Source organism: Nocardia rosealba (assembly GCF_020216065.1).
Classification (GTDB): Bacteria; Actinomycetota; Actinomycetes; order Mycobacteriales; family Mycobacteriaceae; genus Nocardia; species Nocardia rosealba.
Genome location: NZ_JAIWNA010000002.1, coordinates 1,121,692 through 1,134,227, shown reverse-complemented (window position 1 = coordinate 1,134,227; position 12,536 = coordinate 1,121,692). Strand labels below are relative to the sequence as shown.

General features: G+C 69.5%; 13 protein-coding genes. 9 read left to right on the top strand and 4 right to left on the bottom strand.

What is annotated here, in order from left to right; translation table 11 throughout:
* Positions 1-23: 23 nt before the first annotated feature.
* The 4 genes from LDL21_RS12170 to LDL21_RS12155 all read left to right on the top strand — a co-directional run bounded on the left by LDL21_RS12170 (position 24) and on the right by LDL21_RS12155 (position 4,049).
* The gene (locus tag LDL21_RS12170; RefSeq protein ID WP_225280098.1) at positions 24-1,601 is read left to right on the top strand and encodes a methylmalonyl-CoA mutase family protein; all 1,578 of its coding nucleotides are present in this window, start codon (positions 24-26) and stop codon (positions 1,599-1,601) included.
* On the top strand, positions 1,601-2,020 hold the full coding sequence (locus tag LDL21_RS12165) for a cobalamin B12-binding domain-containing protein (protein ID WP_181696126.1): 420 nt from the start codon (positions 1,601-1,603) through the stop codon (positions 2,018-2,020). The genes LDL21_RS12170 and LDL21_RS12165 overlap by 1 nt, the downstream gene beginning before the upstream one ends.
* Positions 2,005-2,961, top strand: coding sequence for an LLM class F420-dependent oxidoreductase (locus LDL21_RS12160; protein ID WP_225280097.1), 957 nt, complete (start codon positions 2,005-2,007; stop codon positions 2,959-2,961). The genes LDL21_RS12165 and LDL21_RS12160 overlap by 16 nt, the downstream gene beginning before the upstream one ends.
* A gap of 98 nt (positions 2,962-3,059) precedes the next feature.
* A complete protein-coding gene (locus LDL21_RS12155) occupies positions 3,060-4,049 on the top strand; it encodes a CaiB/BaiF CoA transferase family protein (protein ID WP_372462174.1) in 990 nt (329 codons plus the stop codon).
* Between the two features lie 41 nt (positions 4,050-4,090).
* Here LDL21_RS12155 and LDL21_RS12150 read toward each other — a convergent pair whose 3' ends face one another.
* Complete coding sequence (locus LDL21_RS12150) at positions 4,091-5,089, bottom strand: ferredoxin--NADP reductase (protein WP_225280095.1); 999 nt, start codon at positions 5,087-5,089, stop codon at positions 4,091-4,093.
* 95 nt (positions 5,090-5,184) lie between these two features.
* Between LDL21_RS12150 and LDL21_RS12145 the strand changes: the two genes are divergently transcribed.
* The 5 genes from LDL21_RS12145 to meaB are packed head-to-tail and all read left to right on the top strand — an operon-like array spanning position 5,185 to position 10,207.
* A complete protein-coding gene (locus LDL21_RS12145; protein WP_225280094.1) occupies positions 5,185-6,588 on the top strand; it encodes a class I adenylate-forming enzyme family protein in 1,404 nt (467 codons plus the stop codon).
* A complete protein-coding gene (locus tag LDL21_RS12140) occupies positions 6,566-7,468 on the top strand; it encodes an acyl-CoA dehydrogenase family protein (RefSeq protein ID WP_225280093.1) in 903 nt (300 codons plus the stop codon). The genes LDL21_RS12145 and LDL21_RS12140 overlap by 23 nt, the downstream gene beginning before the upstream one ends.
* Complete coding sequence (locus LDL21_RS12135; RefSeq protein WP_225280092.1) at positions 7,455-8,543, top strand: acyl-CoA dehydrogenase family protein; 1,089 nt, start codon at positions 7,455-7,457, stop codon at positions 8,541-8,543. The genes LDL21_RS12140 and LDL21_RS12135 overlap by 14 nt, the downstream gene beginning before the upstream one ends.
* A gap of 2 nt (positions 8,544-8,545) precedes the next feature.
* The gene (locus LDL21_RS12130) at positions 8,546-9,313 is read left to right on the top strand and encodes an enoyl-CoA hydratase/isomerase family protein (RefSeq protein ID WP_225280091.1); all 768 of its coding nucleotides are present in this window, start codon (positions 8,546-8,548) and stop codon (positions 9,311-9,313) included.
* A 9-nt stretch (positions 9,314-9,322) separates the two neighbouring features.
* Positions 9,323-10,207, top strand: a complete 885-nt coding sequence (gene meaB / locus LDL21_RS12125; RefSeq protein WP_225280090.1) for a methylmalonyl Co-A mutase-associated GTPase MeaB — start codon at positions 9,323-9,325, stop codon at positions 10,205-10,207.
* Between the two features lie 10 nt (positions 10,208-10,217).
* Here the strand turns inward: meaB and LDL21_RS12120 are convergent, their stop codons facing one another.
* The 3 genes from LDL21_RS12120 to LDL21_RS12110 are packed head-to-tail and all read right to left on the bottom strand — an operon-like array spanning position 10,218 to position 12,535.
* The gene (locus LDL21_RS12120; protein WP_225280089.1) at positions 10,218-11,087 is read right to left on the bottom strand and encodes an acyl-CoA thioesterase; all 870 of its coding nucleotides are present in this window, start codon (positions 11,085-11,087) and stop codon (positions 10,218-10,220) included.
* Between the two features lie 36 nt (positions 11,088-11,123).
* Positions 11,124-11,699 carry a TetR/AcrR family transcriptional regulator gene (locus tag LDL21_RS12115; protein ID WP_225280088.1) on the bottom strand — a complete coding sequence of 192 codons (576 nt, stop codon included), beginning with the start codon at positions 11,697-11,699 and terminating at the stop codon, positions 11,124-11,126.
* Entirely contained in the window at positions 11,696-12,535 is an 840-nt protein-coding gene (locus tag LDL21_RS12110; protein WP_225280087.1) for an acyl-CoA dehydrogenase family protein, read from the bottom strand. The genes LDL21_RS12115 and LDL21_RS12110 overlap by 4 nt, the downstream gene beginning before the upstream one ends.
* Position 12,536 lies beyond the last annotated feature (1 nt).

Below are 12,536 nucleotides of genomic sequence, written 5' to 3'. Positions count from 1 at the left end.
TTTTGCAAGTACCGTATTCATCGATGAACGATCCCATCCAGACCTCGTCCGGCATCCCGCTCTCGCCGGTCTACGGACCGGCGGACCTGGCTGCCGAACCGCCCGCACCGGGCGGCTTCCCTTTCACGCGCGGCAATTTCGCCACCGGCTACCGGGGGCGACTGTGGACGTTTCGCCAGTACTCCGGGTTCGGGACGGCGGAGGAGTCCAATCGCCGGTACCGCTATCTGCTCGACCAGGGCGGTACCGGGCTGTCGGTCGCGCTCGATCTACCGACCCAATGTGGTTACGACTCCGACGATCCGGAGGTGACCGAGGAAGTCGGGCGGGTCGGCGTCGCCGTCGACACTCTGGCCGACGTCGAAGTCCTCTTCGACGGCATCCCGCTCGACAAGATCAGCACCAGCTTCACGATCAACGGCACCGCCGCGATCCTGCTGGCCTTCTATGTCGCGGCGGCCGAGAAGAAGGGTGTGCCGCGTGAGAAGCTCACCGGCACCATCCAGAACGACATCCTCAAGGAATACGCCTCGCGCGGCACCTGGATCTGGCCACCGGAACCGTCGCTGCGGCTGATCGCCGACACCATCGAGTTCTGTGCGGCCGAGGTCCCTCGATTCAACGCGATCTCGGTGGCGGGCGCGCACTTTCGCGACGCGGGCGCCAATGCCGTGCAGGAGATGGCGTTCACCCTCGCCGACGGCGTCACCTACTGCGACACCGTGGTGCAGCGCGGCCGGATGACGATCGACCAGTTCGCACCCCAGATCTCGTTCTTCTTCTACACCCACGGCGACTTCTTCGAGGAGATCGCCAAATATCGTGCGGGGCGCAGACGTTGGGCCACGCTGGTGCGCGAGCGCTACGGTGCGAGTTCGGACAAGGCGTCGATGTTCCGCTTCGGCTGTGTGGCAGGCGGTGCGTCGCTGTACGCGCCGCAGGCGCAGAACAATCTGGTGCGGGTCGCCTACGAGGCGATGGCGTCGGTGCTCGGTGGCGTCCAGTCGATGTTCACCGCGGCCTGGGACGAGCCGTTCGCGCTGCCGAGCGAGGAATCGGCCACGCTCGCATTGCGCACCCAGCAGATCCTGGCCTACGAAACCGGGGTCACCAAGGTCGCCGATCCACTCGGCGGTTCCTATTTCGTCGAGGCGCTGACCGACGCGACCGAAGCCCGCATCGTGGCGATCATGGACGACCTCGAGCGCCACGGCGGCATGGTCCGCGCCATCGAGGACGGCTATCTGCAGGGCCTGATCGCCGACGAAGCCTACCGGATCCACCAGGACATCGAGGCGGGCACCCGGCCGGTGGTCGGGGTGAACCGCTTCGTCTCCGACGAGCCCGCCCCCGAGATCGCGACCTACGAACTGGACGCCGAGGGCCGCGATCTGCAACTGAAGCGGCTGGCCCGGGTGAAGACCGAGCGCGATCCGGCGGCGGTCCGGGCCGCGCTCACCGCCTTGTCCACGGCCGCCGAGGGAAACGAGAATCTGATGCACTACCTGATCGACTGCGCAACCGCGTATTGCACGGTGGGGGAGATGACCGGCGCCTTGAAGCGGGTCTGGGGCGAGTTCCAGCAGCCGGTGGTGTTCTGATGAGCGCGCGCGTGCTGATCGCCAAACCCGGTCTCGACGGGCACGATCGCGGCGCGAAGATCGTCGCCCGGGCCCTGCGTGACGCCGGTTTCGAAGTGGTCTACACCGGCATCCGGCAGCGGATCGAGGACATCGTGTCCATCGCGCTGCAGGAGGACGTCAGCGTGGTGGGCCTGAGCATTCTGTCCGGCGCGCACATCGCACTGACCACGCGCACCGTCGAGGCCTTGCGTGCGGCCGAGGCGAGCGATATCGCGGTGATCGTCGGCGGGACCATCCCGGGCGCCGATGTGCCCCGGTTGCTCGAAGCGGGTGCCGCCGCGGTGTTTCCGACCGGCACGTCGCTGGAGACACTGGTCGCCGAGATGCGGGCCCTCACCGACGTGATGACAGGGAGCAGCTCATGCGAATCGGAGTGATGATCGGGCCGGAGAAGGGCGACGCCGCCCGCAAGCTCACCCGGATGCTGGACGACATCGCCTGGGCCGAGGCCGCCGGGCTCGACACCGCCTGGATTCCTCAGGTGCCCAACGATTTCGACGCGCTCGTCACCGTGGCCCTGATGGGGCAGGTGACCACCCGGATCGAATTGGGCACCGCCGTGGTGCCGTTGCAGGCCCAGCACCCGATCGCCCTTGCGCGCCAAGCACTCTCGGTACAGGCGGCGGCGGGCGGGCGGTTGGCGCTCGGCGTCGGCCCCTCCCATCATTGGATCGTGGCCGACATGCTCGGACTGCCCTACGAGCGGCCCGCCGCCTACACCTCGGACTATCTCGACGTCCTCACCTCGGCACTGCGCGGGCCCGGCCCGGTGGACGTGGAGAACGCGACGTTCACCGTGCACAACCCGCTCGATCTGGGTCCGGTGGCGCCGCTGCCGGTACTGGTCGCCGCCCTGGGGCCGGTAATGTTGCGGATCGCGGGGGAACGTGCCGACGGCACGGTCCTCTGGATGGCCGACGAGCGAGCGGTGGGCGACCATGTGGTCCCCCGGATCACGAAGGCGGCCGAAACAGCGGGCAGGCCGCGGCCGCGCGTGGTCGCCGGCCTGCCGATCTGCCTGTGCCGACCCGACGAGGTTCAGGAGGCCAAGGCGCGGGCCAACCGCATCCTCGGCGAGGCCGAGGTGTCACCCAACTATCAGCGGCTGCTCGAGGCGGGCGACGCACGCGATATCGGCGACATCTGCGTGGCCGGTGACGAACAGGCCGTCGCCGCGGGCATCCGGCGCTACGCCGACGCGGGCGCCACCGACATCTCGGTGCGGCTGCTTCCGATCGGCGGCACCCGCGACGAACTGGTCGCGTCCAAACGCCGCACGAGGGAGATGATCGCCGCACTCGCTCAGGACCTGCGGTGATCGGCCTGCGCGGCGAGGCGGGTGGCACCCGCGACCGGCCCGACGCGGCGCGAACCGACGGCCCGCTGGCCGGTATCCGGATCCTCGAGGTGGGAACCATGCTGGCCGGGCCGTACGCCACCATGCTGCTGGCCGATCTCGGCGCGCAGGTCACCAAACTCGAACCACCTGGCGGCGACATCTCCCGGCAGGTCGGCGACAGCTATTTCGCCAGCCTCAACCGGGGCAAACGCAGTATCTGCCTCGATCTGACCACGCCGCAGGGGCAGGACCAGCTCGGTGAGTTGGTGACCGATGCCCATGCGCTGCTGGTGAATCTGAAGCCCTCGGCGATCCACCGGCTCGGCCTGACCTACGCCGCGCTGCGGCGGTGGAACCCGAAGATCGTGTGCGTGGCGATCACCGGTTTCGGGCTGTCGGTCGGTGACGACCCCGCCTTCGACTACGTGATCCAGGCGGCGACCGGAATCGCCGCGCTGACCGGGGATCCGGCCGGGCCGCCGACCCTGCCCGGCTATTCCTCGGCCGACAATTCCACCGGACTGGCCGCGGCCCTCGGCCTGCTCGCCCAGATCGTGTCCGGCCTCGGTGGTCAGGTGGAGGTGTCGCTGCGCGATGTGATGCTCTCGCAGCTGAACTACCACGCCTCGGCCTTCCTGAACGACGGGGTGACCCCACACCGCCGCCCCTTCGGTGCGCACACCTATTACGTTCCCGCCCAGATCTTTCCGACTGCCGAGGGGTATCTCGCGCTGTTCATCACCCACGACGGGTTCTGGCGGAGCTTCGCGGGGGCGGCGAAGGTCGCGGGCTTCGCCACTATGGCCGAGCGGGCAGCGCGGCGCGACGAGGTACTGGCGGCCGTCACCCACGCACTCGCCGCCGACTCCGCGCGCGGCTGGGAAGCGCGCCTGCGCCCGCTCGGCGTGCCTGCCGCCGCGGTGCGAACCCTGCCCGAGGCGCTGGCGGCCACACCGGAAGTCCTCGTCGACGCCGGTGAGCATCGCCTGGTCGGCAGTCCGATCCGGATCGCCGGTCACACACCGCGCTACGGACCGCCGCCGCGCCTGGGCGAACACAACATCTGAGCCGACCCCGGCCCCGGGAGGAGGTCCCGAGGCCGTCGCGCTCACTCGTAGCGCACGGTCGTCTCGTCGCTGTCCGGAACGGCCTGGCAGGTCAGGACATAGCCGTCGGCCACCTCGTCGTCGGTGAGCGCGTCGTTCACCCGCATCGTCGCCGAACCACGGGTGAGCACGGCCATGCAGGTGGCGCAGTTGCCCGCTTCGCAGGAGAACGGCGGCGTCAAGCCCGCGCGCCGCGCGCTCTCGAGCAGCGTCTCGCCCGCATTGCGCGGCACGGTCGTGGTCGTGCGGCCGAGCACAATCGTGACGGTGCCCACGGCGGCGGTGGGTGCGGGTGCGGCGACGGGCACCGGCTCGGTCGTGCCGAACCGCTCGCTGTAGACCTGGCCGGGCCCGGGCAGCGCGTCCTCGACCATCGCCATGAACGGTTCCGGACCGCACAGATAGCTGTCGGCGGCTACGTCGGGACCGACGAAGGCACGCACGGCGGCCGGATCCAGCAGTCCGCGTTCGGCATCCAGATGCCGGGTCACTTCGAGCCGGCCGGGATAGCGCGCCACCAGATCGTCGAGAGCCGAATCGAAGATCGCCGACGCCCGGTCCCGGTCGGCGCACAGCAGTCGCACCCGGCGATCGGTGGTGGCCAGGGCGCTCTTGGTAAGGGACAGGATGGGCGTGATGCCGCTGCCGCCGCAGAACCCGAGCAGCGCGACGGAACTGGCTCGCAGGCAGAAACGCCCTGCGGGCCTGCTGATCTCGACCTCGTCGCCCTCACCGACCCGGTCGATCAGCCAGTTCGACACCGCGCCGCCGGGTACCCGTTTGACCGTTGTCATGAGCTCGGCGTCGGTCTCGGGCGCGCTCGACATGGAGTAGGACCGGAACAGCTCGGTGCCGTCGACCCGCACCCGGAAGGTACAGAACTGCCCGGCCAGATAGGGCATCGGACCCGAGTGCGGTGCCAGGACGAAAGTGCGGGCATCCGCTGTCTCCTTGATGATCCGGGTCACCGTCGCCCGTTGGAACAGGGGAGTTCTCGCCATGGACCGGCTCCTTCTGGTATGAAGATTCTTATGGAAAGAGAATACTATTCTCTCTCGCGAGATGGGATCTTCTCAATCCCGGCCGTGGAGGCGAGATGAACGACCGGATCGCGCTGAGTTTCGACGATCGGCACTACACCCACGCCGAACTCGACGCGCTGACCGCCGGACTGGCCGAGACGCTGACCGAACGTGGTGTGCGCCAGGGTGATCGAGTCGCGCTGATGTCCTCGAACCGGCCGGAGTTCGTGGTCGCGGTCGGTGCGATCTGGCTGACCGGTGCGGCGGTGGTGCTGCTGAGCCCGGCGTGGAAACGCGACGACGTGCGGCACGCGCTGGCCGTCACCCGACCCGCCCACGCTGTCGGCGATCAGCCGGTGCTGGCCGAGGCGATGCCCATGCTCTCGCTCGACCGGCCCATCGCACCCGGCTCGACGAGCTTTGCACCGCCTGCGCCGGAGTCGGATGCGGTGCTCGTCTTCAGTTCCGGCACAACGGGTTTGCCGAAGGCAGTCCGGCACACGCACGCATCCTTCGACGCGGCGGTGCGGCACTGGCGCACGGCACTCGGATTCGGGGCCGAGGACCGCATCCAGATCGTGACACCGCCTTCGCACATCCTCGGTCTGCTCAATATCGTGCTCGCGCTGCGCACCGGTGCGTGGGTGCGGCTGCATCGCCGTTTCGAGCTGGACCGGATGCTGCGCCACATCGAGGCCGACCGGATCACGGTGGAGATGGCGGTGGCCCCCATCGCGCTCGCGCTGGCCGCCCACCCCGACCTGGAGTCCTACGACCTGTCCTCGCTGCGCTACATCATGTGGGGTGCCACCCCGGTGACGGCGAGTGTCGCGGAGACGGTCACCCGTCGCACCGGCGTGGGCTGGGTGCCCGCCTACGGTGCCAGTGAGCTCCCGGTGATCGCCTGCAACCCGCTCGACGGCGCACGATTGGACAGCGTCGGCCGACCCGTGCCGGGCGTCGAGATCCGGGTGGTCTCGACGATTACCGGAGCCGAGGTCGAACCCGGCGAGATCGGCGAAATCCAGGCCCGCTCACCATCGTTGATGGCCGGGTATCTGCCCGAGGAGTCCACTGCGGCCGCGTACGCCGACGGTTGGTACCGGACCGGCGACGTCGGCTACCTGGACAGCGACGGTTGGCTACGGATCACCGACCGGCTCAAGGAGATGATCAAGGTGCGCGGTTTCCAGGTCGCGCCCGCCGAGGTCGAATCCGTGCTGCACAGTCATCCGGCGGTCCTGGACTGCGCGGTGTTCGGTGAACCCGACGCCGCCGACGGCGAACAGATCGTCGCCGCTGTGCTCGTCGACGGCGCGGTCACCGCCGAGGAACTCGTCGACCTGGTCGGCACCCGCCTCGCCTCGTACAAGCGTCCGCGCCGAGTGGTGTTCGTCCCCGAAATCCCGCGTCTGCCTTCGGGCAAGGTGCTGCGCCGAGAACTGAAGGAGCGTCATGGACGTCCGGCTGACCTCTGAACAGCGGCAGTTGCGCGATGCCGCCGCCGACCTGGCCGCCGACCTCGGCCCCGGCACCGTGCACGACCTCGCCGACGAGGCGCGCGTCGAGCGGCTCGACAAGGCGGTCGCGCGGACCGGATGGCGCGCGCTGCGCTCCGACGGCGCCTCCGGTGTCGAAGTCGCGATCGTGGCCGAAGAATTCGGCCGCGGGCTGGTCGACGTGGCGTTCCTCGGCCCGGTGCTGGTCGACGACATCCGGCCCACGTCAGCCGATGACGCGCTGTGCACGGTCGCCGTCGATGGTCGCGCGGTCGATGCCCGCGGCAGCACCCACGCCCTGGTGCTGCGGGAGGAAACCATCTGGTCGAGCGCGATCGGCCCGGTCGCCACCGATGCCGATCCGACCCGGCCCGAAGCCGAACTGACGGGCGCACCGACCCTGCTCGCCGAGTTGTCCCCGGCCCAGGCCGCGCAATGGCGATCGCTCGCGCTGGTCGCCACCTGCGCGGACCTGGTCGGCGCCGCACGCGGAGCCCACGCGCTCGCCACCGAGTACGCGAAAGTCCGTGTGCAGTACGGCAAGCCGATCGGCTCCCATCAGGCGGTAGCGCATCTGCTGGCCGAGGGTCTGGCGCTGATCGAGGGCTCGGTGAGTGTGCTGCGGCACGCGGCGTGGGCGGTCGACGAGCTGTCTCCCGACGAGGCGGTGCGGGCGGCCGTCATCGCCAAGCTGTACTGCGCCCGCGCGGCGCGCACGGTCTGCGAGACGGCGGTGCAGGTGCACGGCGGGATCGGAAACACCTGGGAGTGCCTGGCGCACTTGTACCTACGGCGGGCGCTCGCCTCCACCGAGCTGTTCGCCACGAGCCTGGAGGAGATCGACAGTGGACTTTCGTGATTCGCCCGAGGAAGCGCGATTCCGCGATCGGCTGCGCGGCTGGCTGGCCGAGGTCGCCGGGCAGTTCCCGACCTCCGGCGACGAATACTGGGCTACCCAGGGGAAATGGCACCGGGCGCTGTATTCGGCCGGGTTCTTCGGGTTGTCCTGGCCCAGCGAATACGGCGGCCATGACCTTCCGCCGGTCTACGACGTGATCCTCGACGAAGAACTGGCGCGGGCCGGTGCGCCACCCCGGCCCAGCCTCGGCTACCTGATCCAGGGGCTCGGCAGGCACGCCGACGCCGAACTGTGCCGTCGATTCCTACCCGGGATGATCGACGGCACCCAGCGCTGGTGCCAGGGGTTCAGCGAACCGGAGGCCGGCTCCGATCTGGCGTCGCTGCGGACCACCGCCACCCGCGAAGGTGATTCGTATGTCCTTCGGGGACACAAGATCTGGACGAGCTACTCCGATGTGGCCGACTGGTGCCTGCTGCTGGCGCGCACCGATTCCGACGTGCCACGGCACAAAGGCATCTCGGCCTTCGTGGTCTCGATGAAGCAGCCCGGCGTGCGGCAGCTGCCGCTGCGGATGATGAGCGGGATCACCACCGAGTTCGGCCAGGTGCAGTTCGACGGCGCCCGCGTGCCCGCCGATCAGATGGTCGGTGCGCCCGGCGACGGCTGGGCGGTGGCGATGACAGTGGTCGGGCACGAGCGCGAGCCGTCGACGCTCGGCTACACCGCCCGCTATGGCAAACTCGTGCGCCGGCTCGCGGCGCGCACCACCGGCGCGCTGCCCGCCGAGCTGGCCTGGGCCGTGGTGCAGACCGAGATGCTGCGCCTGCATGTGCGCCGCAGGCTGTCCGAACAGCTCGACGGTGTCTCGCACGGGCCGGAGGGCTCGCTCGACAAATTGCTCATGACCTGGGTGGAACAGTCCGTCGGCCACGCGGCCCTCGCGGTCGGTGGCACCCGTGACCCCGACCTGCTCGGTGCCTACCTCTACAGCCGCGCGCAGAGCGTGATGGGTGGCACCGAACAGATTCAGAAGAACATCATCGCCTCGCGCATTCTCGGATTGGGAGCCTGACCATGTATGACCTGCCCGTCGAGATCGACGTCCGGGCCGAGGGGCCGCTGCGGATCATCACGCTGAACCGCCCCGACGCCCTCAACGCCGTCAACGACGATCTGCACACCGGTCTGGCCCACCTGTGGCCGCGCCTCGGCGAGGACCGCGACGCCCGCGTCGCGATTCTCACGGGCAGCGGGAAGGCCTTCTCGGCGGGTGGTGACTTCGGTTATCTCGCCGAGCTGAGCCGCGACGCCGAGCTGCGGGCGAAGACGATCGCGCACGGCCGCGACATCGTGCTCGGCATGGTGCGCTGTCGCGTTCCGGTGATCGCGGCGGTCAACGGTCCGGCGGTCGGCCTCGGTTGCAGCCTGGTCTCGCTCAGCGACATCGTCTATATCGCCGAGACGGCGTATCTGGCCGACCCGCACGTCCAGGTCGGGCTGGTCGCGGCCGACGGTGGCCCGCTCACCTGGCCGCTGCACACCAGCCTGCTCTTCGCCAAGGAATTCGCGCTGACGGGTGCGCGTATTCCGGCCGAACGGGCCAAGGAGATGGGGTTGGTCAATCACGTGGTGGCCGACCCGATGGCCGAAGCTCTGGCCTGCGCCGAGCGCATGCTCGCGTTGCCGAGGCAGGCGGTGGAGAGCACCAAGCGCCTGCTGAACCTGCATCTGGAACGCGCGGTGCTCGCCAGTCTCGACTACGCGACCACCGCCGAGGACCTGTCGTTCCAGACCGCCGACTTCCACGCGACCATCGAACGCCTCACGGCCGGAAAGAAATAGCGAAGCCCAATGCCCGAGGACATCGCCGAGCTGATCGAGCTGGCGCGCACCGGTTCGGTGCGCGCGGCAGGGCGGCTGCTGAGCCTGGTGGAGAGCTCACGACGCGCGCAGGTGCTCACCGAACTCGAGCCGGTGCCGGTGCGGGTGATCGGGCTGACCGGGCCACCGGGCGTCGGCAAGTCCACCACCGTCGCGGCGCTGGTCACCGGCTATCGTGCGCGGGGTTTGCGCGTGGCGGTGCTCGCCGTCGATCCCTCCTCGCCCTACAGCGGTGGTGCGCTACTGGGTGATCGCATCCGGATGGCCGCGCATATCGGCGACCCGGGAGTGCTGATCCGCTCGGTGGCCGCGCGCGGGCACCTCGGCGGGCTCGCGGCCGCGGTGCCCGCGGCGATCCGGTTGCTCGGTGCGCTTGGCTACGACGTGATCCTGGTGGAGACCGTCGGGGTCGGGCAGTCCGAGATCGAGATCGCCGCGGTCGCCGACCCGGCGGTGGTGATCCTCAATCCCGGTGCGGGAGACGCGATTCAGGCCGCCAAGGCGGGCCTGCTCGAGGTCGCCGACATCCTGGTTGTGAACAAGGCCGACCGCGACGGGGCTGAGCAAACCGCCCGGGAACTCCATTTGGAGACCGGACTGCCCATCCTGCAGCTGATCGCCGCGCGCGGCACCGGGATCGAGGCGTTGTTCGACGCGATCGACGCCCATCACCGCGCCGATTCCGCCGCGCGGGGTGCCGCACGGGCGCGCGCGCAGATTCTGTCCCTCGCGCAGTCGCGGCTGCGGGCCCATCCGGGTCTGGACGAACTCGCCACCGCCGTCGCGACGGGTCGTGACGATGCCTACAGTGCGGCCGAGCTGTTGCTGGCCGCCGCCGTAGACCAGGATCGGTGACCGGTCGTCCTCACACGGACTGTGCCGCACTCTCCGGCGAAAACTGTTGTGCGGCAGCACTGTCGAAACGCAGGAGCGCTTCCTGTGCGAACGACGCCACGAGTTCGCCTGCCGCGGTGAGCACGTCGCCACGACCGAAACAGCGACCCCGGGCCAGCAGCGGGCTGTGCTGACGCAGCAGCAGCCAGTCGTCGGTGCGGAACGGACGGTGGAACCACAGGGTGTGAGCGGTGACGGCGGAGGTGAACACCGTGCCGTTGCCGCGCTGATTCACGCCCTCGAACGGGCGAAGGGCGGTGCCGATCAGGGTCAGGTCGGTGGCGTAGGCGGTGAGCGCGGCGGCGAGTTCGACGCCGACTTCCGGTGTGCGCATCCAGAATTCGTACTCGGGTGGTTCCGCTGTGGTGGCGTCGAGGTCGGCGACGGCGCGGGTCTCCCACGGCAGCAGGTCGAAGCGTACCCGGTGCTCGGGGCCGGGCAGGGCGGCGATGCCGTCGACCCGCTGGTGCTGCGGACCATCCTCCTCGATGTGCATGGACACCGAGGCGCCGGCGACGAGCCGCCCGGATTGCGTGGCGGTGATCGCCAGGCTCGCGAACGAGCGGCCTTCGTGCAGACGGGCCACCTCGTACCGGAGCGGCTCGTCGTAACGGCCCTCCTTGGCGAACAGGGTGTGGATCGATTTCACCGTCTTGTCCGGGCAGGCGAGCTCCGCCGCGCGGACGAATTGCCCCAGGATCTGCCCGCCGAACAGTCTGCGATAGGTGAGGGGCAGATGGACCCCGTCGAAAAGGCCAGGCGGGAGATCCATTGTGCCGGTGTCGGATTCCGGAGGGCGCAGGTCCAGGCATTCGAGCAGGGGGTTCCAGAGATCGTCCATACATTCAGTGTAATTGATATTCTCTCCCGGAGAGAACTACATTCTCGCCGCAGTGCTGACACCGGATGTGCAGAATTCCCAGACTTCCTCGGGCGTGAGCGAGGACTCGTCGGCGCCGTCGGCCTGCGCGGTGAACATGACGGTCTGCATCGTGATCGCCGCGATCCGGCGGGGATTCAGGCCGGGCCGCAGTGCGCCCGCCGCGGCGGCGTCGCCGACCAGATCGACGAAGAGGCCGAGCAGCGGGGCGTGCGCGGCTTCGACGTGGGCGGGATGGGTGACGAGCAGCCGCGGCGCGAAATCGGTGAACAGCGGATCCCGCCCGCCCGGATCGTCGCGGCACAACGCGAACAGCAGCCGCACGGCGACCGCGAGCCGCCCGAGCGGATCCGGTTCGGCCGCGACGGCGGCCCGGATCCGGTCGGCCGCCTTGCCGAGGGCGTTCTCCAGCAGGGCGAGCAGCAGCGCGTTCTTGCCGTCGAACTGCAGATAGAAGGTGCGCAGCGACTGGTGTGAACGCTCGACCACCTCCTGCACGGTGAAATCCGTGCTGCCGTTCTCACCGATGATCGCCAGCGCCGCATCCAGAAATCGCTGCACCCGCTCGCTCACAGCCCCACCAGCCGTGGCGCCGTGCCCGCGACCCGGATGGTCGCACCGGCTTCGCGGAGGAGTTCACGGGAACTGCCGAGCAAGCCGTCGAGCACCAGTACCCGCCGGATGTGGCGGTGCAAGGCGTGCTCGGCGGTGAAACCGATACCGCCGAGCGTCTGCTGACAGTGCCGAGCCGTCACCAGCGCGGCCCGGCCCGCCGCGGCCTTGGCCAGCGCCGAACCGAGATCGCCGGTGGCGGCGGTGAGGGTGGCTTCGGCTCCTTCGACGGCGACGAAGGCTTCGGCGAGCCGGTGCCGGACGGCCTGGAACGAGGCGATCGGACGGCCGAATTGGACGCGATCGAGCGCGTGTGTCCGGGCGAGCGTGAGCATCGCCCGGCTCGCACCGGTCAGCCACCAACCCACCGCGACCCGGCCCGCGGCGAGAGGAACCGCACCACCCGTCGACACCTCCCGCAACGGCAGGTCGGGATCGAGGAGTTCGCTGTCGTCCTTCGGAGTGGTCTGCTCCCAGCGCACCCAGCGCCCACCGGCGTAGGGCAGCGCGAGCGGTCCGGTGGCACCGGTCGGCTCACCACCACCTTCGTCGACGGCCGGATCGGCGTGCTGGAGTTGGTAGCTGCCCTGCGCGCGGATCACGTCGTCGAGCAGCGGGGCGTGCGCGCCTGTCTCCCCGAGCAGCCGGAACACCAGCGGTACAGTGGAATCGGCTGCCTCGCTGAGCATCTCGTGCCAGCCGAGGTCGACGAGCGCGGCGTACAGGTCCTCACCTGTCGGACCGGTCATCGCCGCACGCAGGGTGCTGGCGAGCAGATCGAGATCGGCGGCATCCATG